27 protein-coding genes and 1 pseudogene are annotated in these 25,993 nt (G+C 65.9%); 6 read left to right on the top strand and 22 right to left on the bottom strand.

What is annotated here, in order from left to right; genetic code table 11:
* Positions 1 to 16: 16 nt before the first annotated feature.
* Positions 17 to 580, top strand: a complete 564-nt coding sequence (locus ACFWN7_RS13895; RefSeq protein ID WP_376939414.1) for a VanZ family protein — start codon at positions 17 to 19, stop codon at positions 578 to 580.
* A 46-nt stretch (positions 581 to 626) separates the two neighbouring features.
* Here ACFWN7_RS13895 and ACFWN7_RS13890 read toward each other — a convergent pair whose 3' ends face one another.
* Positions 627 to 956: a type II toxin-antitoxin system PemK/MazF family toxin gene (locus ACFWN7_RS13890; RefSeq protein WP_376939413.1), complete on the bottom strand. Its 330-nt coding sequence runs from the start codon at positions 954 to 956 to the stop codon at positions 627 to 629.
* Positions 953 to 1,162 carry an antitoxin MazE5 gene (locus ACFWN7_RS13885; protein ID WP_376939412.1) on the bottom strand — a complete coding sequence of 70 codons (210 nt, stop codon included), beginning with the start codon at positions 1,160 to 1,162 and terminating at the stop codon, positions 953 to 955. Before ACFWN7_RS13885 ends, ACFWN7_RS13890 begins: the two co-directional genes overlap by 4 nt.
* A 397-nt stretch (positions 1,163 to 1,559) precedes the next feature.
* On the opposite strand from ACFWN7_RS13885, the gene ACFWN7_RS13880 reads away from it, so the two are divergent.
* The 3 genes from ACFWN7_RS13880 (at position 1,560) to ACFWN7_RS13870 (ending at position 2,566) form a co-directional block, all read left to right on the top strand.
* Positions 1,560 to 1,784 (top strand): helix-turn-helix domain-containing protein, encoded by a 225-nt coding sequence (locus tag ACFWN7_RS13880; RefSeq protein ID WP_376939411.1) that lies wholly within the window; start codon positions 1,560 to 1,562, stop codon positions 1,782 to 1,784.
* 180 nt (positions 1,785 to 1,964) lie between these two features.
* Positions 1,965 to 2,264, top strand: coding sequence for an AbrB/MazE/SpoVT family DNA-binding domain-containing protein (locus tag ACFWN7_RS13875; RefSeq protein WP_376939410.1), 300 nt, complete (start codon positions 1,965 to 1,967; stop codon positions 2,262 to 2,264).
* Positions 2,261 to 2,566, top strand: a complete 306-nt coding sequence (locus ACFWN7_RS13870; RefSeq protein WP_376939409.1) for a hypothetical protein — start codon at positions 2,261 to 2,263, stop codon at positions 2,564 to 2,566. The genes ACFWN7_RS13875 and ACFWN7_RS13870 overlap by 4 nt, the downstream gene beginning before the upstream one ends.
* Positions 2,567 to 2,674: 108 nt before the next feature.
* Here ACFWN7_RS13870 and ACFWN7_RS13865 read toward each other — a convergent pair whose 3' ends face one another.
* On the bottom strand, positions 2,675 to 2,941 hold the full coding sequence (locus ACFWN7_RS13865) for a type II toxin-antitoxin system RelE/ParE family toxin (RefSeq protein ID WP_376939408.1): 267 nt from the start codon (positions 2,939 to 2,941) through the stop codon (positions 2,675 to 2,677).
* Positions 2,938 to 3,159 (bottom strand): TraY domain-containing protein, encoded by a 222-nt coding sequence (locus tag ACFWN7_RS13860; protein ID WP_376939407.1) that lies wholly within the window; start codon positions 3,157 to 3,159, stop codon positions 2,938 to 2,940. The genes ACFWN7_RS13865 and ACFWN7_RS13860 overlap by 4 nt, the downstream gene beginning before the upstream one ends.
* A 71-nt stretch (positions 3,160 to 3,230) precedes the next feature.
* Here ACFWN7_RS13860 and ACFWN7_RS13855 point away from each other — a divergent pair, with 71 nt between their 5' ends.
* Complete coding sequence (locus ACFWN7_RS13855) at positions 3,231 to 4,103, top strand: VanZ family protein (RefSeq protein ID WP_376939406.1); 873 nt, start codon at positions 3,231 to 3,233, stop codon at positions 4,101 to 4,103.
* A 30-nt stretch (positions 4,104 to 4,133) separates the two neighbouring features.
* On the opposite strand, the gene ACFWN7_RS13850 is transcribed toward ACFWN7_RS13855, so the two are convergent.
* The 14 genes and pseudogenes from ACFWN7_RS13850 to ACFWN7_RS13785 form a co-directional block, all read right to left on the bottom strand.
* On the bottom strand, positions 4,134 to 4,778 hold the full coding sequence (locus ACFWN7_RS13850) for an HAD family hydrolase (RefSeq protein WP_376939405.1): 645 nt from the start codon (positions 4,776 to 4,778) through the stop codon (positions 4,134 to 4,136).
* Positions 4,768 to 5,796, bottom strand: coding sequence for an ATP-grasp domain-containing protein (locus ACFWN7_RS13845; RefSeq protein WP_376939404.1), 1,029 nt, complete (start codon positions 5,794 to 5,796; stop codon positions 4,768 to 4,770). Before ACFWN7_RS13845 ends, ACFWN7_RS13850 begins: the two co-directional genes overlap by 11 nt.
* Positions 5,793 to 7,031, bottom strand: a complete 1,239-nt coding sequence (locus ACFWN7_RS13840; protein ID WP_376939403.1) for a glycosyltransferase family 4 protein — start codon at positions 7,029 to 7,031, stop codon at positions 5,793 to 5,795. The genes ACFWN7_RS13845 and ACFWN7_RS13840 overlap by 4 nt, the downstream gene beginning before the upstream one ends.
* A 3-nt stretch (positions 7,032 to 7,034) precedes the next feature.
* The gene (locus tag ACFWN7_RS13835) at positions 7,035 to 8,300 is read right to left on the bottom strand and encodes a hypothetical protein (RefSeq protein WP_376939402.1); all 1,266 of its coding nucleotides are present in this window, start codon (positions 8,298 to 8,300) and stop codon (positions 7,035 to 7,037) included.
* Entirely contained in the window at positions 8,297 to 9,112 is an 816-nt protein-coding gene (locus ACFWN7_RS13830; protein ID WP_376939401.1) for a glycosyltransferase family 2 protein, read from the bottom strand. Before ACFWN7_RS13830 ends, ACFWN7_RS13835 begins: the two co-directional genes overlap by 4 nt.
* The gene (locus tag ACFWN7_RS13825; RefSeq protein ID WP_376939399.1) at positions 9,109 to 10,386 is read right to left on the bottom strand and encodes a lipopolysaccharide biosynthesis protein; all 1,278 of its coding nucleotides are present in this window, start codon (positions 10,384 to 10,386) and stop codon (positions 9,109 to 9,111) included. Before ACFWN7_RS13825 ends, ACFWN7_RS13830 begins: the two co-directional genes overlap by 4 nt.
* Positions 10,373 to 10,993: a sugar transferase gene (locus tag ACFWN7_RS13820; protein ID WP_376939398.1), complete on the bottom strand. Its 621-nt coding sequence runs from the start codon at positions 10,991 to 10,993 to the stop codon at positions 10,373 to 10,375. The genes ACFWN7_RS13825 and ACFWN7_RS13820 overlap by 14 nt, the downstream gene beginning before the upstream one ends.
* Positions 10,990 to 12,126, bottom strand: a complete 1,137-nt coding sequence (locus tag ACFWN7_RS13815; RefSeq protein WP_376939397.1) for a DegT/DnrJ/EryC1/StrS family aminotransferase — start codon at positions 12,124 to 12,126, stop codon at positions 10,990 to 10,992. The genes ACFWN7_RS13820 and ACFWN7_RS13815 overlap by 4 nt, the downstream gene beginning before the upstream one ends.
* Entirely contained in the window at positions 12,123 to 13,877 is a 1,755-nt protein-coding gene (locus tag ACFWN7_RS13810) for a polysaccharide biosynthesis protein (RefSeq protein WP_376939396.1), read from the bottom strand. Before ACFWN7_RS13810 ends, ACFWN7_RS13815 begins: the two co-directional genes overlap by 4 nt.
* A gap of 101 nt (positions 13,878 to 13,978) precedes the next feature.
* Positions 13,979 to 14,923, bottom strand: coding sequence for a hypothetical protein (locus ACFWN7_RS13805; RefSeq protein ID WP_376939395.1), 945 nt, complete (start codon positions 14,921 to 14,923; stop codon positions 13,979 to 13,981).
* Positions 14,924 to 14,941: 18 nt separating this feature from the next.
* Positions 14,942 to 15,577 carry a low molecular weight phosphatase family protein gene (locus ACFWN7_RS13800; protein WP_376939394.1) on the bottom strand — a complete coding sequence of 212 codons (636 nt, stop codon included), beginning with the start codon at positions 15,575 to 15,577 and terminating at the stop codon, positions 14,942 to 14,944.
* Positions 15,574 to 16,998 (bottom strand): polysaccharide biosynthesis tyrosine autokinase, encoded by a 1,425-nt coding sequence (locus ACFWN7_RS13795; RefSeq protein WP_376939393.1) that lies wholly within the window; start codon positions 16,996 to 16,998, stop codon positions 15,574 to 15,576. Before ACFWN7_RS13795 ends, ACFWN7_RS13800 begins: the two co-directional genes overlap by 4 nt.
* 135 nt (positions 16,999 to 17,133) lie before the next feature.
* A complete protein-coding gene (locus ACFWN7_RS13790) occupies positions 17,134 to 19,029 on the bottom strand; it encodes a DUF4012 domain-containing protein (protein ID WP_376939392.1) in 1,896 nt (631 codons plus the stop codon).
* A gap of 224 nt (positions 19,030 to 19,253) precedes the next feature.
* Positions 19,254 to 19,669: pseudogene (locus tag ACFWN7_RS13785) on the bottom strand (sugar transferase).
* 139 nt (positions 19,670 to 19,808) lie between these two features.
* Here ACFWN7_RS13785 and ACFWN7_RS13780 point away from each other — a divergent pair.
* Positions 19,809 to 21,206: a DUF222 domain-containing protein gene (locus ACFWN7_RS13780; protein ID WP_376939391.1), complete on the top strand. Its 1,398-nt coding sequence runs from the start codon at positions 19,809 to 19,811 to the stop codon at positions 21,204 to 21,206.
* A gap of 288 nt (positions 21,207 to 21,494) precedes the next feature.
* Here ACFWN7_RS13780 and ACFWN7_RS13775 read toward each other — a convergent pair whose 3' ends face one another.
* From ACFWN7_RS13775 to ACFWN7_RS13760, 4 genes are all read right to left on the bottom strand, one after another.
* Positions 21,495 to 22,598: a heparan-alpha-glucosaminide N-acetyltransferase domain-containing protein gene (locus ACFWN7_RS13775; protein ID WP_376939390.1), complete on the bottom strand. Its 1,104-nt coding sequence runs from the start codon at positions 22,596 to 22,598 to the stop codon at positions 21,495 to 21,497.
* Positions 22,599 to 22,611: 13 nt separating this feature from the next.
* A complete protein-coding gene (locus ACFWN7_RS13770) occupies positions 22,612 to 23,265 on the bottom strand; it encodes a thymidine kinase (RefSeq protein ID WP_376939389.1) in 654 nt (217 codons plus the stop codon).
* A complete protein-coding gene (locus ACFWN7_RS13765; protein WP_376939388.1) occupies positions 23,266 to 24,099 on the bottom strand; it encodes a response regulator in 834 nt (277 codons plus the stop codon).
* A 92-nt stretch (positions 24,100 to 24,191) separates the two neighbouring features.
* Positions 24,192 to 25,895, bottom strand: a complete 1,704-nt coding sequence (locus ACFWN7_RS13760; protein WP_376939387.1) for an Rv2578c family radical SAM protein — start codon at positions 25,893 to 25,895, stop codon at positions 24,192 to 24,194.
* Positions 25,896 to 25,993 lie beyond the last annotated feature (98 nt).

The following is a 25,993-nucleotide window of genomic DNA, read 5'->3' as shown; positions in this document are numbered from 1 at the left end:
TCTCTACGCTGGCGTGATGCAGCCGTCCGACCGCGCCGTTCCACCGCTGCGGCCGCTCACGCACCGACGTCGGTTCTGGCTCACCCTGTTCGGCGGCCTGTACGCGCTCGCGCTCGGGGTCGTGCTGTTCTGGCCCACCCACGTCGACGGCGAGGGCGGTTTCGTGCGTTTCGATCTCATCGTCGACGCGCTGGGCCTTCTCGGCGCCCCCGCCTGGGCTGCGTACCAGTGGGTGGAGTTCGCCGCCAATATGGTGCTGTTCGCGCCGCTCGGCGTGCTCTGGGCGGCCGCGGCGCGGCGTCTTCGCTATCGGGGCATCGCGACCGCCGCCCTGATCGGCGCAGCGGTCAGCATCGGCGCCGAGGCACTGCAATTCCTCGCCATCGCCGACCGCACGACCGACGCGCGAGACATCGTCGCGAACACCGCAGGTGCGGCGCTCGGTGCGCTCATCGCGGTCGTGACGGTGCGTGCCGTGCAGCGGCGCCGTTCCGCACCCTCGAACAGCGTCGTGCACCCGACCGTCTCGAGACCTACCCACCGAGATGCGGTGAACGCTTCGCCACAGCCTCCGACGTGATTGCGACATGACCGTCACGTTCTGCGCGTCGTCGCCCGCATTCAGTTCACCCCTCGCAGTCGACCGCGACGGCGAGGGCTGCGCAGATCTGTCGCATCCGCTCGTCAGCCAGGCGACCGATGCGTTCGACGAGGAGCGCGATCGACACGCTCTCCACGGAATCCAGGTTGACCGCTGAACGGAGTGGGATCGGGTCCTCGCCCGGTTCGAGACCGACCTCGCTGACCAGTCCGCGAATCGTCGTCGTGCATGGTGCGACGAGCGCGCGCCGGTGTCGTGGGATCACCGCGTCGCGCGACAGCACGACGACGGGGCGCCGGCCGATCCCGGCGAGCTCGCACCACCACACCTCGCCGCGCGCAGGCAGCGCGGTCATGACCGTGCGACCGCTTCGCGAAACGACGCCAGGTCGCCCCAGGCATCGGGTTCGTCAAGCGGGTGTTCATCGTACGCGGCATAGCCGGCGTCGACCTCGGCCGCGCGGTGACGCGCAAGCAACGCCCGCAGCGCCTCATCGATCATCGCCGCATCCGTGGTTCGCCGCAGCACCGCTCGAGCGGTCTCGAGAAGCTCCTCGTCCACCGTCGTGCTCAGCCGTGTTCGACCCATGCCACAAGTATGCTACGCAGCGCAGATGGAGGTGGGGTGGATGCCGCGAATGAAGAAGCGTATCGAGACCCACTCACTGTCGGCGCAACAATCGGATACCTTGCCACACCACACGACCACTCATCCCAAAGATCGGATGCCTCGTCGTGGTCTGGTGGCGGATGCCGCGGGCTGCCCCGGTGGCGGAGTATGCGCCGCCGCGCCCACCTCACGGTGGCCAACCGGCACCGCACCGCCATCGAACTCCGTACCCGCGTCACGGACACGTCGCCATACGGCGACAACGCCTTCCGTTGCCGTACGGCGACAACGTACGCTGTCGCCGTACGGCTACAACGGTAGGCGAGCACGCGGGAGGAGGCCGACGCACATGCTCACAATGCGAGAAGCAGCCGCAGTGGTTCGCGAACTGCGCGAGGCGCGAGGGTGGACGCAGCACGACCTCGCGAAACACTCCCTGGTGTCGCGCTCGTTCGTCGCCGACGTCGAGGCGGGCAAGGCCACCATCGAAGCAGGCAAGCTCTTCGATCTCTTCCAAGCGCTCGGTCACGAGATCGCGCTCCGCGACCTGTCGACGCATGAGGTGCGCTGGTGAGACACCGACACCTCGACGTCTATCCTCTCCGACGATGACGTCGCCGGGATGCTGTCGCGTGGTCGCCGAGTATGTCGAGGGCGTTCCAGACTTCGACAGCGTCGGCCGATTCAGCCTGGCCGGCCAACCCAGCAGCATTGCTGCTTTGCAGTTCCACGGCAATGCGGGGATACTAGGTACATGTCCAACGCGGAGTTCCATGGGTACGTCGGCGTTCAGCGCCGTGGCCTGATCGCGCTGCCCACAGAGCTGCGCCGCCGTCTTCACCTCGACGAGCCCGGTGCACAGCTCGAGGTCACCGAGCGCCCGGACGGCGTGGTGGAGCTGCGCCCGTCGTTGCCGGTCTCGGCCGACCAGGCGTGGTTCTGGACCGAGCGATGGCAGGAACGCGAGCGCGAGGTCGATGAGCACGTCAAGGCGGGCCGCGTCACAGTCCACGAGAACGATGACGACTTCCTTGCCCACCTCGATACGCTGTGAAGTTCGAGACGACGCCGTCCCTCGACTCCGACGTCCGGCGCCTGAAGCCTGAGCACTTGGCGGAGTTCCGCAAGGTGATCAGGGAGAAGTTCATGCCCGCGTGCGACGCGTTCGCCGCAGACCCGGCAACTTCATGGCCCGCATCGCTGCGTGTGAAGTCAGTGCACTCGGCGCCGGGCATCCTCGAGATGACATGGTCGTTCGCGTCGCCCGACGGGCGAGCCACGTTCGAACTTGTGACGGTGGCCGGCGAGTTGCGCGTGCGGTGGCGGCGAGTCGGCGATCCGAAGCCGGTCGAGTAGCGAAGCGTATCGAGACCCGCACCGAAGCCGGCCGCCCCCGCCGGTCGAGTAGCGGATGCCGCTCCGCTCGTGCCGATCGTCGTGTATGGCTGCTCGGGACCGGGTATTTCAGCCGTAGATGTCGGCGCGATGACCGAGACCGATTGCGACGATCACGAGCACACTGTCTCTGATTTCCACGATGACGCGAGAGTCCCCGATTCGATAACGCCAATAGCCCGCGAGATCGCCGGTGAGCCCTTTGCCACGCGCGCGCGGATCGTCGAGTTCGCAGACCTCGTCGAGGTACGCCTTGATGCGTCGCAACACCGGTCGGTCGAGTTTGCGTGCTGCTTTATCGAACTGTGCGGAGGTTTCGAGTTCCCAGCGCGTCACACGCCCAACTCATCCCAGAGTTCAGATGCGGGCCGCGACTTCTTTCCCGACGCCTCCCAGTGACGCACGACCTCGTCGGCCCAGTACTTCTCCTCGAGTTCGTCGAGGTGGGAGTGGATGGCTTCGCGCACGTAGAACGTCTTCGACCGACCCGTTCGCGCGGCGAGCGCGTCGAGCCGCGCCTCCTCATCTGGCGTCAGCCTCACTGAGAGCGGCATAGAGTCACCTCCTCCTGCAATACACGTATTGTACGCCAACCCTCCCCCACCCTCCTCCTAGGCTTGCCCTCATGACTCCGCCCGACCGAGCGCGCCCCTGGGCGCTGCTCGTGCTCGCGATCTGCGCGACGCTCCTCGGGCTGCTCATGACCGTGCCCCGGCCCATCGATCAGGGCCTGACGCCGTGGATCCGCAGCGTACTCGCCACCCTGCACCGGCACGGCCTGAGTGGCTGGGTCAGCTACGACTTCGTCGAGTACGCCTTGCATGCGGTGCTGTTCATCCCGCTCGGAATCCTCGCGGTGGTCGCCACGGGCCGGCAGCTGGCGTGGCTCGCCACGCTCGCCATCCTGACCGTCAGCGCCGTCGTCGAGCTCGCCCCGTCGCTGGGCTCATCGCATCCGTGGATGCCGCTCGACCTGACCCTCAACGTCAGTGGCGCCCTCGCCGGCGCCGCGATCGGCTTCTGGGCGGCACCCCGCCGATCCCCGGACGACCGCGCAGGCTCGGCCCACCTCGCCGCCCGAACGATCCTCGCGCCCTACCTCGTCGCCCTCGCGCTGATCGTCTTCCTCCCCGCACGCGACGCCGGCCGCGTCACCGGCATCGTCGGATGGGCCGCCGACCTCGTCGCCCTCTGGGGCATCCCCCGCGAACCCGCGGCGATCGTCTTCGAGTTCCTCGCGAACGTCGCCCTGTTCGTGCCGTTCGGCGCACTCCTGGCGGTGGCGGCCCCGCGCTGGTCACCCTGGCTGATCATTGCGAGCGGATGCCTCGCCAGCATCATCATCGAACTCATCCAGCTCGGCATCCCCTCCCGCTTCGCGACCGTCTCCGACGTGATCGCCAACACCGCCGGTACGACGATCGGATGCCTCGTCGTGCTCTGGTGGCGGACGGCCGCGAGCAGTTCAGTCGTCGAGCTGAGGACTGCTTCCCGCTAAACGCACCTCGCCTTACGGGCACCTATAGAGTCATCGAAGGTGGTCGATAACGTCATACAGCGACGCCACAATCACGCTGGGCCGGTGTGAGTGCGGCACTGCAATCTCCTGACTATGGATGTTCCGACCTGTGTCTGAGACCATGATGGTGGTCCACCCCAGAGCGTTTGGAGCAAGGAAATCTTTGGCGGGGTTGTCGCCGATGTAGAAGCATTGTCCGGCCCAGTCCGCCGTGAACAACCTAAAGTTCTGTGTCGCGGGCTTTGATGAACCAAGCTCCTCAGAGATCACGATCCGGTCGAACAGGTGCTCGATGCCCAGTGCCCTCAGCTTGTTTCGCTGGGTAGCTGAACGCCCATCGGTAACCAGGCCCAACCCGTAGCCCCGCCGTTTCACGTAGTCGAGGACATCTGCCGCACCATTGACCAAGTGAATGTCGGGTTGATGGTTGCGGTAGCGCGCAAGCAAGTCGTCCATCGACGTCTCGCGGAACCGCATCGTGAGGTTCTCAAATGTGTTCTCACCGGTGGACCACCACGCGACCATCTCCTTGAAGAGCTGATGGGGGTTCGTCGGATTTAGGTGCCTCGCGATCTCGAGGTAAGCGGATTCAAGAAACGTGACCTCCGATACCAACGTGTCATCGAGGTCAAAGACGACGAACTTACTCTTCATAGCCTCTGACTACTACCTCGTCGTCATAGCGGAGCATCAACAATCCGTCCTCCCATGCTTCGAAGTACGGGATGTCTTGGCCATTCACATACTCGTCAACGATCCATCGGGGAAAGTTCGCTCCCGCGAGATAGCTGAGTGGGTACCCTCCACCAAATCGTGGATTGACCTCTATGCCTACGACACGCTTGGTGGTCGGGTGGAAGAAGAACTGCATGGTGAGGCAACCGGCTGCGCCGGGGATCAAGTGCAGCCTCTCGCGCAGATGACCCACGATTTCGTTCTTGCGAGTCACCCCCTTGTTGATCTCTCCGGCACGCACATGTATGCGCTTGCGCGGGACCGCGCATTTCAGCCTGCCATCTCGCCCGTAGTACGCGTCAACAGTGAACTCTTCATACTGTGCATGGTCGATGTACTCCATGAACATGAGCTTGGGATTCTCAAGATCATGGTCATGCAACTCAGAAGCATCTCTCACATGACGAGCGCCTTCGCTCCTGGACCCGTCGAATGGTTTTACGAAGAGGGGGAAGTCCGGGTTGGCGCGATCAATCGTCTTCGGCACATCAATGTCGTGTTCTGAAAAGAAGTCAGCAATGATCCGCTTGTCGCGGCACTTCTCGATGAAGTCCGACGCTGAAACGACGATGTGGATCCCGTGTTCTTCGAAACGTGATCGGCTTTTGGCGAGTACCGCGAGTTCGGTGTCAATCGTCGGCACGACGATTCCGATGCGCCACGCCAAGCAAAGCGCCAAGAGATCGGAAGGATAGCCCGGGTCTGTCACAGACGGAACAGCGCTGAAGCCGTCGGACACATGGCACGCCGGTGCGAGCGCGGGGTTCAGATCGACAGTGTAGACACGATTGCGGTCGTCGAACGCACTGACTTCTTTCTTGAACGCGCGCACGAGGGATACGCGCTGCCCGGCCGACGTGATGAGCACGTTGACTCGGGCCGCGGTGACACGATCACTGACCCGGTTTCCTACAGGCCCGCTCGCCGCCCCGGTCATGACGATTGCCCGGCGTTCGAGCGGCCTGCGTCGGCAACCCGTTCCAAGACCGCGAGAACCTTCGACGTCACAGCATCCCGCGAGTAGCGATCCAAGGCGAGGCCTCGCGCGGCCAAGCCCATCTCTCGAAGTCGCACGTCATCCTTCAGAAGCGCACTCAGCGTCTGACCGTTCGCCGCCTGGTCGGACGGATGGAGACGAATGCCTGCTCCCGACTCGGCAAGCACCTCCTCTTGCCAACCGCCATAGTTGATCGCGATTGGCTTCCCCGCCGCAAGGCCGTCGAAGAACTTGTTCGCACTGTTCGCTTCCATCTCACGAATAGGGGCAAAGAGACTTGTCACGATCGTCGCTGCGCGGAAGATCGCCGGCACATCCCGCTTGGGTACGCTGCCCAGCAGGAAGAAGTTCTCGTTGAGCACCTCTGACGCCACGGCGCGCTGTCGAATGAGTTCGAACTCAGCCCCTTGTCCCACGACAACGAACGCCACGCTCGGATTCACATTGCGTAGCTGCACCGCCAAATCCACGAGGTAGCCGACCCGATTGACCAACCCGAGAGTGCCGCAGTAGAGGACAATCTGGCGGGTGCCAAGACCAGGCACTGTTGCTCTCCATGCTGCCGCACGTGAATCGTCGACATCGAACATCTCGACGTCCGATGCGTTCGTGGCAACCGTCACGAGCGACGCCGGGTAACCCGTCGCAAGGACTCCTGCCTTCATTCCATCGGATAGCGCAACGATCTCAGTGGAGTTTTGGTACGCGAATCGCTCCAGCGATCGTGCAGCCCACTTCGCCAGCACTCCTTTCAGCGCGCCGACAGCGATCGGCATCTCAGGCCAAAGATCACGCACCTCGAACACCATCGGCGTCGAGCGGAACAGTGTGGCAAATCGACCCGGCAATGCGATGGTCAGTGGGGTACTCGTCGCGAATACTACGTCCCCTCGAAGCCCTCGAGCGCGCGTTGCGGACAATGCGGCGAACCGGAGAAACGCACGGATACGCTTTGCCTTCCCCATTGCATTGGCATATGGAACGCCGACCCAGTGAACATTGATCCCATCGATGACTTCCTCGCGCCATCTCGTTCCGGAAGCTGAAGTGGAATCAGATGTGACAACGTGAACTTCGTGACCGGCGGACACGAATCGTCGTGCGAATTCATAGGATCGGCTTCCCGCTGCCGACGTGAGCGGGTTGAAGTACTGGTGGAGATATACGATTCGCAAGAACTAGTGCCTTTCATGGTTGGGCAACCGTTGCGCATCGATTGCCGGACGTGTGTCGAGGCGCCGTGTTAGGACGAGGGCGGGCGCGAAGGCGACTCCCACGACGGCGGCGGCGGCATAATTGCTGAACTCAAAGACGGGCGCATAACAGAAGTAGAGGAGAAACCCCGTGAGGCAGGCAAAGAGCATGCCAGCACGAACCTGACCGTGCTCGATGACCCGTCGGTATGCAAATATGGCCAAGGTCAGGAAAACAAGAACTGCAATTGCTCCGCCGATCGAACCCCAGCCCTCGATGAACGTTCGCAGTGCCGTATATACATTCGTTGACACACCATTGCCGATCTGTGCGAATTGTGCAATCGCGCTCGACGGAGATGGCGCCGACGGAATCCACGCGACGCCAGTGCCGATCGGTGGCACATCCGCCCCGAGAAGCCACTGGTCGAATGCTGGCAGTGCGCCAAATGCGTACGTTCCGAGTCGCGCGCGCACGATTTCCGTGGTCTGTGGCGTGACACCGCCGTAGCGGATGAATGATGCACCCGCGAAGATGATGACCACCCCGGCTGAAATCAGAATCACCATTAGGGCGGTGCGTGGTGGTACGCGTGCCCGGTTGCCATGCTTCAAGAGCTCACGCCCCATCCAGCTCGCCGCAAGCAGCGCAACTGCGATGGTAAAGGGTGCCCGCGCGGTCGTCAGCATCGCGTACAGCACGGCGCCGATGATCGGAGAGGCCAGTAGCAGCGACCGCACTATCGGATTCCGCATGCTTGCCGCGTACGGTGCCAACATCGCCGCCAAGAACACCCCCGCGAACGAAATCGAAACGAGCGCAGCAGCGGATGTCCCCGACGAGTACCGAACCACGCTCGCCTGTTCGGCGCCTTCCATCAGTGACGCCAAGTCAAGGCTGACAGAGCGCCCGGCAGCGATCTGGACTGCAAGCCCGGCGAACGCTCCGAGGAATGCGCTGGCAGCGACGATGGCCGTGCCCAATCGAGTGAGGCCTGTTTCCAACCCGAAGCTACGCGGCGGTGCAAGACTCCCGAGCGGCAATAGCACGCACGCTGCGAGAAGGATTACGATGCAGTACTGCGCGAAGCTATCAGCGCTCGAGAAGGACGTGAGAGTAAGCTTTCCGAACATCGCAAAGGCGACGACTATCGCAAGTACTCCCACCGGGTGAAAGTACGTCCCATGCATGTACCTCGACGCCAGCACGCACAAGAGTGCGAACACGACAAGGGCCACTTCCATGCTCATCCTGATTCATCCTCGATGAGCGTGGCACCGTACCGCGCCGCACGCACCATCTCACGCAGCACGAATCCCGATCGGATCACACCCATTTGGCCGTGCTCGACGTGGCTCACCTGGATTGAGGGCAGATAGGCCACCGTCATACCCAGAGCGCGAACGCGCTCGGCGAGCGTCAGCTCCTCGGCGAACAGGAAAATCGGATGCTCGAGCGTCCCGCCGTTCTCGAAGTACTCTCGGGCAATCGCCATGAAAGATCCATGCGGAGCGTAGATCCGCCCTGCAGCCTGAGTTGCGGAGGACGGAAGTGCCATCCGTTTCAGTTTGGAGGCGACCGCGGTCAATTGTGCCTGAGCAGGGGTGCGCATGCGCGCAGCACGGCGTCGCATCTGCTGAGCGGTGGGCCGATGAACCAGGAACGGATTCTGATCACGACCGCTACGCGACGAGATAATACCCGGCGCGACGACCGCAACGCCTGCCTCACTGAACTCGCTCAGACGAAGCAGCGAGTCGGAATCAGGCAACTCGATGTCGACGTTGGCGATTACGGTCCACTCAGCCGTGCCCTGTGAGTGCTCCCGCGCGAACCGTGCCGCTCCCAGGTAGCCGAGATTCTCGTCCGGCGTCAGAACACGAACGCGAGGGTCGTCGCCCCCGATTGTTTGGAGACTGGTTCGCTGAGTTGCATCGACCGAGTTCTCGACGAGGACGAACTCCCAGTCGCCCATTGTCTGCGACTGAAGCGAACGGAGGAGCTTCTTGGCATCGTTCGCGCCAAAGTACGAAACAGCGATCACGCGAACACGAGGAGTCATCGAGTCCCTCCAGATTGCGCCGCGGCAAGTCGTGAGCCCAAGATCCTCACCGCAACGATATACATCGTTGCTGACATGATGAGGACGATCGGTGGTGCCAGCATGCCAATCCGCGGAACGAGGATGACGTTGGCGAAGATGGAAACGGCGGTCACGGCCCCCAATATCACGGCCATGACAAGCGTCCGATTCTTGATCTCGAGCGATTTGTGAGCCAGAAGCGCGACTTGCCAGAGAGCTGCTCCAGCTGCCAAGGCGGGAACGAGCGCGCCGTCTTGCACCTGAAATCCGAGAACCAATTCCACGATCCAAGTACCTCCGGTCGCAGCGCCGATGATGACCACCACAGCCGTTCCCGCCATCGCGCGTGTATAGCTTCGAAGAGCCCCTCCCACAGCATCAGAACCACCCTCGTTCCACGCTCTCATAATGCGTGGGTGTGCGATCATCGTGATCGGGAAGAGCACCATGCCCACGCCACGCACTACCAAGTCACTTACTGCGGCGTACTGTCCCGCATCGCTTGTTCCAAGGAAGAAGCCGATAATCAGGCGGTCAAAGAACAAGAGTGCACTCGAAAGGGCGAGCCAGATACTCATCGGCCAACCGTAGGCCCACATCGATCGGGCGACTTCCAGCGTTTGCGGGGGCTTGCGCCGGTGCCTACGGCCGGTGCGCAATACTCCGAGCACGAGCAGAGTAGAGAACACGAACGAGCTCAGCATCACAACGTCACCCGGGGCCGAGGGCAAGAGGGAGCAAGCAAGGCTTGCGACAAGCGCGACGCCCACGCGGAGCGATTCGAAGGTTGCATACGATCTGGCGCGTTCTTCGCGTTGGAGGTTCGCCTGAGCGATCAAGTATGCCGAGTTTGAGATGGTGAAGAGAATGACGGCAATGACACTCAACTGGAGGTTCGTGTTGCCCCGGGACTCGAAGAGTTGCGGCAATGTCAGTCCGACTGCCGGTAACGCGCTCGCTCCGATCGCGAGCATCAGCACGAAGCGCGGCACAGACTCGAGTGCACGTGCCTCGTCTCCTGCATAGCGAAGGAGACTCTGACGTAGCCATCCGACGCATAGCGAGCCGGACAAGATCGCCGCCGTCCAAGCGATTGAGTAGAGACCGTATGCCGCATCGCCAAAGAGCCTGATCCAGAGCGGCACCATGAGCAGCATGAGGACGCCAGGTACTATCTTCGCTGCGGAGTACCAAGCGCCAGCGGCCAACCCTCGGGTGTACCGAGTCGGCACCAGACGGCTACTGATCTTCATTGCCGTTGAACTCGGGGGCAGTCACATGGCCTTCCGCAGAGATTCCCGACCGCCGCACAACCGAGCCGACCGTAGCCAAGGCGATGCGTAGGTCGAGAAGGAAGCTGTATCGATCCACGTACAGAACATCCAGCCTGAACTTCTGGTCCCATTGCAGTGCATTGCGCCCATTCACTTGGGCAAGTCCAGTCACGCCTGGCCTAACCTCATGGCGACGCGCCTGCTCGCGAGTGTACAGAGGAAGGTAGCGAACAAGCAGCGGACGCGGCCCGATGAAACTCATGTCGCCACGCACGACATTCCACAGTGAGGGAAGCTCGTCGAGGCTGGTCGTTCGAAGCCAAACCCCGAACGCTGTCAAGCGATCCGCATCTTCGATGAGCCCCGAGCCCGGGTCGACGGGAATCATCGTCCGAAACTTGTAGAGGCTAAACGTCCGCCCATGTCTGCCCGGCCGTTCCTGACGGAAGAGCACTGGACGCCCGAGCTGGAGCGCCACCAATCCACAGATCAGTCCAAGAAGCGGTAGGAGGAAGATGAGGATGGCCAACGCAAACACGAAGTCGAGCGAGCGCTTGATCGGCCGGTAGAGCAAACGAGAGTTCACCGCTGGGCATCCATGAAGCTGGCAATTGCGACGAGAACCCGCTCTTGATCTGCAGTGGAGAGTGCAGACCCGCTTGGGAGGGATAGCCCACGTTGGAACAGCGACTCTGAAGTGCCGTCAAGAGTCCCGCGGCCTCCCGAAAACACTGGTTGCAAGTGCATTGGCTTCCACAGCGGACGACTCTCTATGTTAACGGTTGCAAGTGATTCTCGAAGCATTTCGGCCGACCAGCCCGTTAGCTCAGGGTTTACCAGGATGGCGGTCAGCCATGCATTATCCGCTGAGTCATCGACCGCCCCAAAGATCTTCACACCCTGAATGTCGGTAAAGAGCGTCTGGTAGGAAGCACGAAGAACTCGACGACGAGCAATCATCTCATCGAGCCTTCTGAGTTGCGCCCGGCCGAGGGCCGCGAGCAGGTTGCTCATGCGGTAGTTGAAGCCGACGTCCGTGTGTTCGTAATGAACGACGGGCTGCCGCGCCTGCGTGGCCAAGTAGCGAACGTGTGTCGCGAACGACTCGTCGTCGGTCAGCAGCATTCCGCCGCCCGAAGTCGTCATGATCTTGTTCCCGTTGAACGACACGATAGATGCACGGCCGAAGCTGCCCGCAGCCCTTCCTGCGTGTGTTGCACCGAGGGACTCAGCGGCGTCGGCGAGCACAGGCACCTCGAACTCGTCGGCGATGGCGAGAATGCTCGTGTAGTCGACCGCCTTGCCCAAGAGATCGACTGGCACGATTGCCGCCACACGTTCTCCGGCGGAACGAAGCTTGGTAAGGGCTTCATGGAGCAGGGCCGGATCCATGTTGCCGGTGTCGGGCAGGGCATCGATGAAGTACGGCTCGGCACCGCTATAGACGATCGCATTTGCCGTCGCGGCGAACGTCATCGTCGAGGTGATGACGATATCGCCGGGGCCGACGCCGAGCGTCAATAGCCCAAGGTGGAGGGCGGCGGTTCCTGAACTGAGCGCAACTCCGTGGCTGACACCCACACGTTCTGCGAGTTCGCGCTCGAATGCGTCGACGTCTGGCCCCAGCGGGGCGACCCAGCCCGACCGCAACGCGGCGATGACGTACTGTTCCTCAAGCTCACCCACGTCGGGCGACGACATGTAGATTCTGTCGGTCATGCCGCACCCCCAGTTCCGCTGGCGAGCGCGCCACGATCGATGTGAAAAGTCATCGTCTCGTTGTCGCGAGGCGTGCTCTGCATTCGTGCTTCCCATCCCGCTTTGTCGAGCCGGTCGGGCGAGATCGTGTCGACCTCTGCGTGTGAGATCTTGGGATGCCGTCGACGCTTTGTCGATTCCCGAGTGCCGACGAGCTCTTCGTGCAGCTTCTCGCCGTTTCGAAGGCCGGTGAAGACGATCTCGATGTTCTTTCCCGACATCTCGATCATGCGTTTGGCGACATCGAGGATCTTGACCGGCTCACCCATATCGAGAATGAGCACTTCGCCCGGGTCCCCGATGCCGCCTGCCTGAACCACGAGTTGGCAAGCCTCGGGAATCGTCATGAAGAAGCGAGTCACGTCGGGATGGGTGACCGTCAGCGGGCCGCCCTTTCGAATGAGCTCTTTGAAGGTCGGCAGCATCGAGCCGCGACTACCGATCACGTTGCCGAATCGAACTGAAAGGTAGCGCGCGTCGGTTTCGGTTGCCATCCACGCCGTGAGCTTCTCGGCCACGCGCTTCGAGTGTCCGAGCACACTCGTGGGGTTCGCGGCCTTGTCGGTCGAGATGTTCACGAAGGTGTCCACCGACGCGTTGCGAGCCGCGTCCAGCACGTTGAGCGTGCCCAGCACGTTGGTCTTCCAAGCCTCGTCGGGGTACTGCTCGAGCATCGGCAGGTGCTTGAGCGCTGCCGCGTGGAAGACCACCTCGGGCTTGCGGTCGTCGAAGACGGCCTGAAGCGCATCAGCATCGCGGATGTCTGCGAGCACCACATCGCGCGTGTGCAGCAGCCCATGACCCGAGGTGCCGAGCTGTGCCAGTTGCAGGCCGGTCTCGTCACGGTCGAGCATGATGAGCTCAGCGGGCTCGAACTTCACGATCTGCCGACAGAGTTCGGAGCCGATGGACCCGCCGGCGCCGGTAACGAGCACACGCTTTCCCGTGAGGTACCCCGCGATCGACTCGACCTCGGTGTCGACAGGATGCCTGCCGATGAGATCCTCGATCGAGATGTCACGCACCTCGGCCAGGCCGGTCTTTCCGGCAAGGATCTCATCGAGGCGCGGAAGCACTTTGACGTGCAGACCCAGCCGACTGCCCCCATCGTTCACTCGGGTCAAGAGCTCCGCATCGGCACGCGCGATGGCCACGATCAGCACTGTTGCCCCGGTTTCTTGAGCAATGCGCTCGAGATCGTCGAGCGTTCCGCGCACCTGAACATTGCTGTGCCGCAGATTGCGATACGCCGGGTTGTCGTCTATCAGTCCGACTGGGAGGAACTGCGACTCGGGGTCGGTCATCATACGCCGCACAATCGTTGCGCCTAGGTATCCCGCGCCGAAGACCAGCACCCGTTCAGCGTCGGCTCCGGGGCGGTACTTGTGTTCGACGTACAAGCGCTTGAGGTAGCGCACCGCGAACATGAAGAGCAGTCCAATGGGCACCGCGATCAAGACCACGCTCCGAGGCACACCGAAAGCGGTACCGAAGAGCCCCACCGGCACCGAGAGGGTCACTGCCACGACGAGCACCGCGCCCGCCAAAGACAGCACTTCGTCGAATGTGCCGTAGGTGAACCGCCCTTGATACAGATTGAAGAGCCAGCCCACGACGAGCTGGAGCACGACCGCAGAGGCGATGAGGAGCGCCATCGGCAGAAGGGCGATGCGTGTCACGTCGAACTCGTAGCGGAGGACTTCGGCAAGCATGATCGCGAGAGCCCACGACACGGCGTCGAGCCCGAACTGCGTGCCGAATCGAACTGGCGGCACCCGATACCCGCGCTCGAGAATTCCCTCGTCTCTGCCCGTCAGAGCCATGTCGCTCCCCCGTCTTCCGATCGTGCGAGGGCATTGCCCGCCCAGAGCCAGGTCGCGTCGTCGCCCACAGCCAGCGCGGCCTCGCCGGGGGCGATCGTCGCGTCGAGGCAGACGCCGGCGGCATCCGCCTGCAGGCGGGCGTCGGTGATCGTCACACCCGCCACCTGCGCCCCGACGCATCCGTTCTGGTTGATGACGGCCACCCGATAACCGTCAGCGCCTGCGCTGATTGCGGCTGCGCCCGGCACCGCGACCGGCGGCAGCCAGGTTCCGCCCGCGTCGACGGTGGCGTGCACCGTGGCGTCGTCGCAGAGCAGCGCCGCCGAGTTCTCGTCGATCACGGTTAGCTGCACCACGGCACCGCACGGTGCGGGGCGGTCGCCGGAGGGCGCGTGCACGGCGGCCCTGTTGGCCGGGTCGACGAACCACGATGCAGAGAGTTCATCGGGTGCGGTCTGCCAGTCGGCTCCATCGGTGAACGAGCGCTCGTAGGAGGGTGCGCAATCCTCGGAGGCGAGGCCGATCAGCGCCACGAACCCGTCGGAATCGGCCGTGATCTGCTGCACGGCCGACACGCCTTCGGCCTCGAAGGGCTCCCAGCTCGCACCGGCGTCGTCGGTGACCTCGACCGTCGACGGCGCCGGGCACGCCGTCACTGCCGCGCGCACCGCCGAGTCGGCGTCGATGGCTGTCAGCACGCGAGTCGGCACGGCAACGGTTTGGGCTATGGGCGCGGGTACCTCCGCCGGATCGGTGGCCTGTGCGACCGTGGCGTCGGGATCCGCTGCGCCCGGGGTCGAACCAGCCGCTTCCACCGAGCGATTCTGGGTCAGGGCGAGGAGCGAGAGTGCGACCACGATGACGGCGAGCAGACTCACGCCGACGCCGGTCCACACCTTGAACGCGGAACGGCTCGCGCCTGATCGCCGACTCACTGCCCTGACCCCGACTCTCTACGACCGCTGCGCCGCGCGCGCAAGCAGCGCGACCGTCGCCTGCACGGCGGGCACGAGCTGCTCGGCCGACGTCTCGTAGACGGCGGCGGACTGACGGTAAGGGTCGACGACGTCCGCGTCGTCGGGGGAATCGAACGGGGGGACGACGCCGCGCAGGGAAGCGGCGGCGAGTACTGCAGCGCGGAGGGAGGCGGAGTTCCCTTCGACAGGCCCAGGGAACGAGGAGTTCCCTTCGACAAGCTCAGGGAACGGGGCGGCGTCGTCGAGGTCGGCGTCGGTGACGGATGCCGCGAGGTGCGCGAACTCCCGCAGCGTGAAGGTGCGGCGCGTCGCGGCCGGCACGAGCTCCACCACCGCGCGTCGGTGTTCGCGTGAAAGGGCGAGCACGAGGTCGGCGTCGCGGATGAGCTGCTCGTCGAGCTGGCGCGCGACGTGCGCCGCGGCATCCGTCGCTCCGAACCGCTCCGAGAGGGCCTGCGCCTCAGCAGGCATTCCGTCACCGACCATGGCGATGGTTCCGGCGCTGCCGACGGAGATGCCATCGACGCCGGCGAGGCCGACGCGCAGCAGTTGTTCGGCGAGCGGTGAGCGGCAGATGTTGCCCGAGCACACCGTGAGGATCGAGAAGCTCATGCTCGCCTCCGAGCCCGTTCGCGAGTGTCGGCGGTGTCGAACACCTCGTCGAGGTCGTGGGTCATGCCGTAGGTGTAGTTGCCGTACCCGTAGCTGTCGGGCCCCTTCGTCGGCAGCATGGTGACCACGATGCCGAGCAGACGGCTGCCGATCGCCTCGAGGGCGCGCACGGCGCCGGCGAGCTCCTGCTTCTTCGTCGAGCCCGACGCAGCCACGAGAATCGCACCGCCGGCGAGCTTCGAGACCACCGCGGCATCCGTGACCAGCAGGAGCGGCGGCGCGTCGATGAGCACGTAGTCGAACCGCTCGGTGAGCGTGGCGAGCAGGGTGGCCATCGCGGCCGATCCGAGCAGCTCGCTCGGGTTCGGTGGAACGCGGCCGGAGGGAAGCACGAACAGGCGCCCGCGACCCCACTTCTGCAGCACGTCGGCGAGCTCGGCGCGGCCGATGAGCACGTCGGTGAGGCCCACGCCGCCCTCGATCGAGAGGTACTCGGCGACCTTCGGCAGACGCAGATCGCCGTCGATGAGGGCGACGCTCGCGCCCGTCTCGGCCAGCGAGATGGCGAGGTTGGCGGTGGTCGTGGACTTGCCCTCGCCGGGGCCGGCGCTCGAGACGACGAAGCTGCGCGGGCCGCCCTCAATGTTGACGAACTGCAGGTTCGTGCGCAGGCTTCGGAACGACTCCGCCCGCGGGTTGCGTGGGTCGGCGTGCACGATGAGCGGGCGCGTTCTGGCGTCGGGATCGAGCGCGATGCCGCCGAGCAGCGGCTTGTCGGTGATCTGCGAGATGTCGTGCAGCGAGTGGATGCGCGTGTCGAGCACGCTGCGCAGCACCGCGATGCCGATGCCGAGCGCGAGGCCGACGAGCGCGCCGAGCACGAGGTTGAGCGGCACGTTCGGGCTCGAAGCGGCCGCCGGCACCGTTGCCGGCTGGATCGTCTCGATCTTCACCAGGCTGGCGACCTCACCCTCGGGCTTCTCGAGGTCGTTGACGACGACGTCGGCGAAGTTGTCGCCCACGGCGTTCGCAATCTCGGCGGCGAGCTCGGGGTCGTCGTCGGTGACGACGATCTCGATCAGCACCGTGTTCAGCGGCGAGGTCGCCTCGACCTGCTCGGCGAGCTCGTCGCTCGTCGTGTCGAGCCCGAGCTTCTCGATCACACGGTCGAGCACGATCGCGCTGTCGACCACGTCGACGTAGCTCGTCACCGCCTGGCGGGCGAAGTTCGTTCCCTGCACGAGGTCGCCGGTGGCCGCGGAATCGCCCGACCGCACCGAGACGTAGAGCTCAGTCGAAGCCTCGTACTTCGGCGACACCACGAGGGAATAGAGCGCGGCCACACCGAGGCCGGCGAGCAGGCACGCGAGAATGAGCACCCAGCTCTTGTGCAGAATGCGCACGTAGTCGCGTAACTCCACGGATGAATCCCTTCCGAATGGTGCGACTCCCCGTGGGCGCAACCCGCATTATTCTTCCATACGCCCGCATGTGCTCTCGTCGCGGGCGCGTCCCCCGTTCGGGGGGCTTTGGTGCTGACCGGGGCGCGAGCCGCCTCAGCCGCAGGGCGCCTCGGCCATCCTGACCGCGGTGGCGTTGATCATCGGCGTCCTGCGCACGTCGGTCGGCCCGTACTCGCCAGCTGTGCCCGGCGCACCCGCGAACGTCGCGCGCACCACGGCCGACTGGCCGTTCACGAGGTCGACGGTGAACTTCTCGGCCGGGCGCCCGAGGTCGACCACCGACGGGCCGGTGACCGTCTCGAGGCCCGCCTCGGGCACCTCGACCGCGGTCGTGGTTCCACCCACCGGGCCGTAGAGGAACACCTCGGTGCGGTAGAAATCGTAGAGGTTGCTGTCGACGTAGCCGGGCAGCTCGACGTCGTCGGGGATGTCGAAACGCAGGCGCACCTCGACGGTGTAGCTCGGGGCATCCGGCGTGCACGTATTGGTCGTGACGGTCGCCTCGGTGTGCAGGTAGTAGTCGATCTTCGACGACGAGCGATCGCGGAAGTACACGCCGAGCACGGTCGACCCGTCGTTGCCGGCGGGCAGGGTGCCCTGCAGGCGCGTACCGTCGAGGAGCGCCTGGGTGGCAGGGTCGGCGCTCCACATCATGAGGGTGCCCGTGTTGGCCGCGTCGATGACCGCGTCGGCCATGGTCCACGCGTCGTAGTCGGCCGACATGATGCGGTCGAAGACCGCGGATGACGCTGCCGCGAAATAGACGTCGGAGTCAGCGCCCCTGGGAAAGCGGAAGTACGCCTCGTTCAGGAGCTTCGTCACCACGTTGTCGCTGGTGAGCTGCTCACCGTCGGCCAGCGTGACCGGGCCGGTGACCTGCAGCAGCCGCGACAGCGCGATCGGGTCGATCGACACGACGACATCGGGGGTGACGCCCATGAAGCGCTGCCAGTACGCGGAGATGATCTGCGCACTCGTCGGAAAGTCGGGCCGGCTCGTCGCCGCATTGATGTTGTCGGTGAGGATGGAGTCGTAGAGCTGTCGCGCGCTGTCATCGACGGGCACGTCGACCGGAACCGCGTACGGGAAATCCGAGCTCGAGACCTGCCTGGCCACCGTGACCGTGCCGTTGTCGACCTGCAGCAGCGTCTGCGCCGCCGGCCCGCCGCCGAGCGCCGCAGCCTCGGCATTGTTGAGGAACGCGAGCACCACGTTCTTCGGGCCGTCGATGCCGAGCAGCGCACCCACCCCGGCGAGCGCACCGCTCAGCTGCGGAATCGCCGCTTCGGCCGTGCCGAGCATCTCGTCGAACTGCTCGACGCCGGCCGAGACCTGGCCGATCGTGGCATCCGTGTCGATGCCCTGCACCTCGCGGTGCAGGTCGGTGACCAGCGTGTCGGCGGTTGCCACGATGTCGGATGCCTCGCGCAACGGTGCGAGGTCGAAACCGCCCGTCGCCGGGTCGCGCCGCAGGCCGAAGTCGGCGACCAGCCCCGCGGCCGGGTTCACGACCTCGGTCGAGATCTCGTCGACACCCTCGGCGATCACCCGCACCGCGCGGAAGTTCTCGCCCACCACGGGCACCACCTCGGCGACGCGCCAGAGCGGCCCCTGGGTCGGCTCCACGGCCGACCGAGTGGATGCCGCGAGCCGGTCTGCGATCGGCTGCAGCTGGTCGAGCTCGCGGGCGGTCGCGGCATCCTGGAACTCGACGACCACCGTGCGCGCCTCGTCGAGGTCGGCACGCACCGACATCGCGTCGTGGTAGAGCACCCAGGCGGCGATGGCGCCGCCGATGAGGAGGAGGAGCGCCAGCGCCGGCCACACGATCGCGTGGATCCACCGGCGCGAGCGACGCTTCCGGGCGGTGCGCGTGCCGCGCTCGTCGCCGTCGCGGTGGCCGTCGCCGTCGCGATCGCGGTCGCCGTCGCGGCCCTCGCGGCGGGCGGCGGCGGGGTCGTGGTCGAAGGTGAGCTCGGGCTGGGTCACGAGGTCCTAGCCTAGACGCCGATGCTCCGGAGCTCTCGATACGGGCTTCGCGGCCACTCGATCACCCGGGGGCGCGGGGTCTTCGGTCCTTCTCGATCGGCGCAGGCGCGACATCCCCGCGGGTTTGTAGGACTTCGGACGCTTTGTAGGACGTTTCCGCAGCGAGCGTCCTACAAACCGCATGAAGTCCTACAATCGGGGACCTCGATACGGGCGGGCGCGGGTCAGTAGGCACCGTCGGCACGCACCACCGAGCGCACCGTACGGTACAGGATGATGATGTCGCCCGTCAGCGACCAGTTCTCGACGTAGTAGAGGTCGAGGCGCACGCTGTCCTCCCAGCTGAGCCGCGCGCGGCCCTGGGTCTGCCGAGCCCCGTGATGCCCGGCCGCACGAGCAGGCGACGGCGCGCCCACTCGTCGTAGCGCTCGACCTCCGACGCGCGCGGCGGGCGCGGGCCGACGACCGATGTGTGACCGAGGAGCACGTTCACCAGCTGCGGAAGCTCTTCGAGGCTGTAACGGCGCAGCGCCGCGCCCACCCGGGTGATGCGCGGGTCGGAGCGCAGCTCGAAGAGCACGCCGTTGCCGTCGGAGCGGTCGAGCAACGTCGGCAGCTGGGCCTCGGCATCGACGACCATCGCGGCGCGGCGATGTCGCAGCCCTGTGACTCGTTCTCGACAGGATGCCCCGAGCCGAAGTTCTCCACAGGGGAAATCACTGATCAGCTATGGAAACTGTCGCCCTCCGAATGTCAGAGGGTGCTGCAAGACTCGACGCATGACGAAACCGCTGCGGCCCCTCGAGCAAGCGCTCGAGAGCGTCCAGGCAGCGTGGGTCGACGCACTCCCGACATTCGATGGGGTCAACCGCGACGCGCAGGTCGAGATCGAGCAGATGAGCGACACCGGTGTTATCGCCGTCACTCACGCGATCACGCAACTCCGTCGTGACGCCGATGTGCTGCTCGCCAAGCTGGCGGCCGAGGTCGCCCAGCGCTCGAGCCCCGAGTTCGGTGCCGATGGGCTGGCGAAGCAGCAGGGTTTCCACAACTCAGTGCGTCTGCTGGCCGCCTCCACCGGCGGCACGACGGGTGAGGCCGCGAAACTCATCGCGGTCGGCACATCGACGAGGTCGCGGTCGTCGCTCACCGGCGAGCGGCTCCCATCGAAGCATCCCGCAGTCGCCGACGCCCTCGAGCGCGGCGACATCAGTGTCGATGCCGCCGCCGTGATCACCGGCATGCTCGACAAGGTGTGGTCACGTGTCGATCCCGGGCAGGCCGGTCGGTGCGAATCCGGGCTGGTGCAGTTCGCCGCGCACAACGGCCTCGAGTTGGTGATCCGACAGGTGAAACTCGCAGTGCCCCAGCTCGATCGCGACGGCGTCGAGCGGCGCGACGACGAACTGCGGCAGGAGCGATCGCTGACGATCCGTGAAGACCGGCACGGCATGATCCATCTGAGCGCCCGACTCGATCCGGCCACTGCCGCACCCGTGAAGGCAGCCCTCGAGGCGATCGTCACCGACGCACTCCATCGCGCCCGCGGCGACGACACCCATCCGTCTCATTTTGGTGCGGTGGTGTCCGACACGCGCACGATTCCGCAGATTCAGGCCGACGCACTTGCCGACCTCGCTCGCCACTGCCTGGGCTGCACCGATGCCCCCGCCCCCGTCGTCAAGACCACCGTCGTCGTGCGAATGGACCTCGATGCTTTGAAGACCGGCCTCGGCCTGGCCGAGATCGACGGCATCGACCAGCCCATCTGCGCCGGCACCGCCCGCCGCATGGCCGCCGATGCCGAACTCATCCCGGTCGTGCTCGGCCGTCGCAGCGTTCCGCTCGACCTCGGTCGCGGCGCCCGGCTGTTCACCCGGGCCCAACGCATCGCACTCGCCGAACGCGACGGCGGCTGCGCGAGTTGCGGCCAGAACATCGGCTATGTCGAGGCGCACCATATCGATTGGTGGGAGCGAGATGCCGGCCCGACGAACGTGTCGAACGGAGTCATGCTCTGCAGCTTCTGCCACCACGCGATGCACCGCGAGGGCTGGCAGATCAACGCCACCCCGAACGAGGTCTGGTTCATTCCGCCCCCACACGTCGATCCCGATCAAAGACCCAGGCTCGGCGGCCGAGCCCGCTTCGAACTCGGGTCGACTCGGGCCGCATGAACGCGCGTAGATGCCGCAGCGTGCGGTCTGGCATGGGCGGATTGCGTTCCGTTCAGCGGGTCGACGCGACGATCGCTCGATTGCGAACGTACGCCGGGTCACCGCGGCATCCGCCCGATCGCGACCACTTGCCGGGTCACCGCGGCATCCGCCCGATCGCGAACGCTCACCGGGTCACCGCGGCATCCGCCCGATCGTGACCGCTCACCGGGTCGCCGCGGCGATCGCCCGATTGCGAACGCACGCCAGGTCACCGGGTCACCGCGACGATCGCCCGATCGCGACCGCTCACCGGGTCGACGCGGCATCCGCCCGATCGCGACCGCTCACCGCGCGCAGCAGCCGCTCGAGCGGCCCTCGACCGACGTACCGCCGCCAGAGCCACGCGAACGCCATCGACCCGACGACGAGGCCGATGAGCAGCGGCCACGAGTCGTCGGTCGCGACGTCGCCCTCCCGCCTGATCGCCAGCGCGATCACCACGAGGTGGATCGTGTAGATGCTGAGCGGCATGGCGCCCATCGCGACCACCGGCGACAGGATCGCGCCGGCGACGCGGCGCACCCCGGGGCGGGCGAGCGCGGTGAGCGTCAGCATCGCGGCGACGATCAGGGCGCAGACGCCGACGTTGCCGAGCGCCTCGATCGAGGCGCGCAGCGGCACCGACCACTCGGCCTGGCTGATCAGCTCGGGCGGCGGCAGTCGCGATGCGATCGGGAGGAAGACGGATGCCGCGACCGCGCCGGCGAGGGCGGTGACGCCGACCACCCGGGGCGAGCCGAGGTCCAGCCGCGCGATGGCGAGCCCGATGAGCATCACCGGCACCCAGACGATGACGGGATACGCGCCGCCGACGGCCCAGTCGGAGAGGAACTTCAGCGGCGTCTCGCGCACGGCGTCGACGAACTCGGTGCGGGCGCCGATCTCGGCGAGCGCGGGCGTGACGGCGAGGAGGCTGATGCCGAGGAACAGCGCGGCACGCCATGGGAGGAACATCAGGGGAAGCATCACGAGGAACGCGACCCCGTACACGTCGAGGATGATGAACACGAGCGGATGCAGCGTGGCCCAGATGATCATGCCCAGCGCTATGAGGATGACCGCGCGGATCGCGATCTGGCGGCGCAGCTCGCCGCGCCCCTCGGTTCGCCCTTCGCCGATCGGACGCGTGCCGCCCGAGATGAAGCCGAGGCCGAGGCCGGCCGTGAGCGCGAAGAGCAGGCGCGGACGATCGTCGGCGAGCGCGATGAACTGGGCCGCCTCGAGAGCATCCACCGGCGGCGACACGTGCGCGACGAACATGCCGATGAGCGCGAGCCCGCGGGCGGCGTCGACACCGTCGACTCGCCGGGGCATGCCGACGCCACGGGACGTGTCGTGCGCGTCGGTCATCTGCGGCATCCGCTCAGCGATGGCGGCCGTTCAGCACTCCGCCGCTCTCCTGCAGGTAGCAGACGCCGCAGAGCGACTCGTAGGCGACCTCTTGGGTGACCTGATCGCCGGATGCGTCGGGCTCGGTCGACGTGTCGATCGCCACCTGGTCGCCGTCGAAGACGAACCGGCCGCCGACGCGGCGCCCGTTGAAGATCGCCTTGCGGCCGCAGCGGCAGATCGTCTTCAGCTCCTCGAGACTGTGCGCGACCTCGAGGAGGCGCCGGCTGCCGGGGAACGCGACCGTCTGGAAATCGGTGCGGATGCCGTAGGCGAGCACCGGGACGGCGTCGATGAGCGCGATGCGCAGCAGGTCGTCGACCTGGTCGGAGGTGAGGAACTGCGCCTCGTCGATGAGGAGGCAGCTCACGTCGCGGCCGTGCTCCTCGATGACCCGGGTGCGGTGCTGTTGGAACCTGCCGAGCACGTCGGTGTCAGGCTCGATGGTGAAGTCCACCTCGCGCACCATGCCGAGCCGCGATACGACGCTGCGGTCGCCCTTCGTGTCGACCGCGGGCTTGGCGAGCAGCACCTGATGGCCGCGCTCCTCGTAGTTGAACGCCGCCTGGAGCAGTGCGGTCGACTTGCCGGAGTTCATCGCGCCGTAGCGGAAGTACAGCTTCGCCATCTACTCGAGCAGCCCGTCTTCCGCCGCGCGGCGGATCAGCTCGGACTTGCGGCTCGCGGGCCGGCCCGCGCGCGCGTACTTCTCGCGCACCCGCCGCAGGTAGGTCTTCGCCGTCTCGTAGCCCACGGTCATGCGCTGGGCCACCTCGACGGTGCTCAACCCCTGGACGTACAGCCGCAGGGCGCGCTCCTCGGCAGCGCTCAGATTGGCCGGCGACGTGACGGCAGCCGTGCCGCCCGCCAGGCCGCCCGCCGAGCTGTGCTGTCGACCCTGAGCCGTCGGATGCCGCCGCAACCGCTCCCCTCGGGCCGCGCGCCGTGCGAGGTCGACGAGCTCCTCGGCGGCGAGGGTCTTGGGGACGAGGCCCGCCGCGCCGGCCGCGAGGCAGCGGCCACGGGATGCCTCGTCGTCGACCCCGCTGACGACGAGCACCTTCGCGCCGGCGGCGCGGCAGGCGCGGATGCGCGACTCGATCGAGACGCCGTCGCCGAGTTGGAGGTCCATCAGCACGAGGTCGACGGGGAATGCCCGGTCGCGGATGAGGTCCATCCACCTCGTGGCGCGCACGACGACCTCGAAGTCGGGGGCGTGGTCGGTGAACCAGGTGGCGAGGCTGTCGACGATGAGTCCGTGGTCGTCGAGCAGGGCGAGACGCACCCGGCCGCCGGCAGACGGCTTGGGCGGCGTGGCCGGCTTGCCCGGGGTGGCCGGCTTGGGCGGCGTGCCCGGCCTGCCCGGGGTGCTCGGCTTGCCCGGCCTGCCCGGCCCGCCCGGCGTGCCCGGCCGGCCCGGCGTGCCCGCCGTGCCCGGCGTGCCGCGCTCATTCGGGGACATGACTCAACTCCACCCTGACATTCTCTCGCGTCAGCGTCATTCGTGGTTGCATGTCCACGGCGCGGGCAACCGCGGCGAAGCGGTCGGGCGACTCAGAACAGTGCCGCGGGGTCGGGCGGCAGACCGAGGGCATCGGGAAGATGCGGCTCGGCACGGGGCGCCGCACGAGGTGCGGAGCGGGCTGCCGGCGCGGTCGACCGCACGCCGCCCGTGACGGGATCCTCGCGGCCGCGCTCGAGACCGTGCGCCCTGATCAGCGGCCGGATCCGCTCTGCGAGCCAACGACGATACGCCTTCGGCGCGAACGCGTTGTTGCCGTAGTACATCGAGCGGTACCTCGGCACCAGCTCGGGGTGCTCGCGTTCGAGCCACTGCATGAACCACGACTTGACGCCCGCCTTCAGGTGCAGTGCGGTGTAGAGCACGCTCGTGGCGCCTGCCGCCTTCGCCTGGCGCAGGGCCTCGTCGAGGTGCGCCCTCGTGTCGGTGAGGTAGGGCAGGATCGGCATCAGGAACACCGCACAGTCGAGGCCGGCGTCGCGCACGGCGGTGACGGTGGCGAGCCGCGCCTTCGTGCTCGGCGTGCCCGGCTCGACGGACTGCTGCAGTTCGTGGTCGTACACCGCGATCGACATGGCGAGGTCGACCGGCACGAGCGACGCGGCATCCGCCAACTGCGGCAGGTCGCGCCGCAGCAACGTGCCCTTCGTGAGGATGCTGAACGGCGTGCCGCTCGAGGCGAGGGCGTCGATGATGCCGGGCATGAGGGCGTAGCGGCCTTCGGCGCGCTGATACGGGTCGGTGTTCGTGCCGAGCGCGACCGGTTCGTGCCGCCACGACGGCTTCGCCAGTTCGGTGCGGAGCACGTCGCCCACGTTCACCTTGACGATGATCTGCCGGTCGAAGTCGTCGCCGGCGTCGAGGTCGAGGTATGTGTGCGTCGGCCTCGCAAAGCAGTTGTGACTGACCACACCGTTCGCGATGAAGTCGCCGGTGGTGGTCGTGATGTCGAACATGTCGATCACCTCGCCGAGTTCCTCGACGGCGACCACTCGCAGATCGGCATGCGTCGTGACCGTCATGCCGGCACTACTCAGCTTGCGCGTGATCGCGGGTTGCGCGACGTTGAGGAAGGATTGACGGGCGGGAAGCCCGCCGCGCACGCGCACGTCGCCGCGGATCATGCCGGTGAGGTAGCCCCGCATGTAATCGCGATCGAGCACCGCCGGCGGCGGACCCTCGGGGCGCAGCCCGCGACCGAACCCCATGAGTGAGTTGGAAACGGTGAGGTACGGCCGCTGACCAGGTCCCGACATCGCACCGGTCACGTACTTCCATCCTCGATTCGTCAAGAAGCGATGGTCGCTGCTCGCGATGATCGACGTACCATCAGCAAGCGAGACACGGTAGGCGGGCTTGCGTGTCGCCCATTTCGCCACGACCTTGGACTCGACGTATCGTCGCATGCCGTCGACGATGCGCGTGCCGAGGACCTTGTGGCCGACTTCCACCGACCAGAGTGGTGCCGAACGGCCATCGGCGAGCGTGATCTCGGTGTCGGGATCCAGGCAGTAGGCGCATGCGTGACTGCAGCCCCGATAGGGGTTGATCGTCCAGCCGAAGGGCATCGCCGACTGGCCCGGCACCTTGTTGAGCGCCGATTTCGCGAGCACCTCGTGGAAGGTCACGCCGGCGAAGTCGGGCGTCTGCACCGAACGCACGAGGTTGTTCAGCCTCGCGAGCCCGGGCAGCGTGCCCGACTGTTCGACGCCGAGTTCCTGACCGCTCCACCGCATCTCCCCATTCGAACACACATTCGAATCTCAGGCAAGCGGACGCCCCGAGCGCGCCGCGCGCGGCCAGGTCGGCGGGAGGATGATACATTGCATATGCG

The sequence above is a fragment of the Agromyces sp. NPDC058484 genome, from assembly GCF_042720415.1.
In the GTDB taxonomy this organism is placed as follows: Bacteria; Actinomycetota; Actinomycetes; order Actinomycetales; family Microbacteriaceae; genus Agromyces.
Note: the sequence above shows the minus strand (reverse complement) of the source record. Positions and strands in the feature narration are given on the sequence as shown.

Excerpts from the sequence above, each read along its gene's own strand:
- ACFWN7_RS13895 (WP_376939414.1), top strand. The coding sequence starts at position 17 with ATGCAGCCGTCCGACCGCGCCGTTCCACCGCTGCGGCCGCTCACGCAC.
- ACFWN7_RS13890 (WP_376939413.1), bottom strand. The coding sequence starts at position 956 with ATGACCGCGCTGCCTGCGCGCGGCGAGGTGTGGTGGTGCGAGCTCGCC.
- ACFWN7_RS13880 (WP_376939411.1), top strand. The coding sequence starts at position 1,560 with ATGCTCACAATGCGAGAAGCAGCCGCAGTGGTTCGCGAACTGCGCGAG.
- ACFWN7_RS13875 (WP_376939410.1), top strand. The coding sequence starts at position 1,965 with ATGTCCAACGCGGAGTTCCATGGGTACGTCGGCGTTCAGCGCCGTGGC.
- ACFWN7_RS13860 (WP_376939407.1), bottom strand. The coding sequence starts at position 3,159 with ATGCCGCTCTCAGTGAGGCTGACGCCAGATGAGGAGGCGCGGCTCGAC.
- ACFWN7_RS13855 (WP_376939406.1), top strand. The coding sequence starts at position 3,231 with ATGACTCCGCCCGACCGAGCGCGCCCCTGGGCGCTGCTCGTGCTCGCG.
- ACFWN7_RS13850 (WP_376939405.1), bottom strand. The coding sequence starts at position 4,778 with ATGAAGAGTAAGTTCGTCGTCTTTGACCTCGATGACACGTTGGTATCG.
- ACFWN7_RS13845 (WP_376939404.1), bottom strand. The coding sequence starts at position 5,796 with ATGACCGGGGCGGCGAGCGGGCCTGTAGGAAACCGGGTCAGTGATCGT.
- ACFWN7_RS13835 (WP_376939402.1), bottom strand. The coding sequence starts at position 8,300 with ATGAGCATGGAAGTGGCCCTTGTCGTGTTCGCACTCTTGTGCGTGCTG.
- ACFWN7_RS13830 (WP_376939401.1), bottom strand. The coding sequence starts at position 9,112 with ATGACTCCTCGTGTTCGCGTGATCGCTGTTTCGTACTTTGGCGCGAAC.
- ACFWN7_RS13825 (WP_376939399.1), bottom strand. The coding sequence starts at position 10,386 with ATGAAGATCAGTAGCCGTCTGGTGCCGACTCGGTACACCCGAGGGTTG.
- ACFWN7_RS13815 (WP_376939397.1), bottom strand. The coding sequence starts at position 12,126 with ATGACCGACAGAATCTACATGTCGTCGCCCGACGTGGGTGAGCTTGAG.
- ACFWN7_RS13810 (WP_376939396.1), bottom strand. The coding sequence starts at position 13,877 with ATGCTTGCCGAAGTCCTCCGCTACGAGTTCGACGTGACACGCATCGCC.
- ACFWN7_RS13800 (WP_376939394.1), bottom strand. The coding sequence starts at position 15,577 with ATGAGCTTCTCGATCCTCACGGTGTGCTCGGGCAACATCTGCCGCTCA.
- ACFWN7_RS13780 (WP_376939391.1), top strand. The coding sequence starts at position 19,809 with ATGACGAAACCGCTGCGGCCCCTCGAGCAAGCGCTCGAGAGCGTCCAG.
- ACFWN7_RS13775 (WP_376939390.1), bottom strand. The coding sequence starts at position 22,598 with ATGACCGACGCGCACGACACGTCCCGTGGCGTCGGCATGCCCCGGCGA.
- ACFWN7_RS13770 (WP_376939389.1), bottom strand. The coding sequence starts at position 23,265 with ATGGCGAAGCTGTACTTCCGCTACGGCGCGATGAACTCCGGCAAGTCG.
- ACFWN7_RS13765 (WP_376939388.1), bottom strand. The coding sequence starts at position 24,099 with ATGTCCCCGAATGAGCGCGGCACGCCGGGCACGGCGGGCACGCCGGGC.
- ACFWN7_RS13760 (WP_376939387.1), bottom strand. The coding sequence starts at position 25,895 with ATGCGGTGGAGCGGTCAGGAACTCGGCGTCGAACAGTCGGGCACGCTG.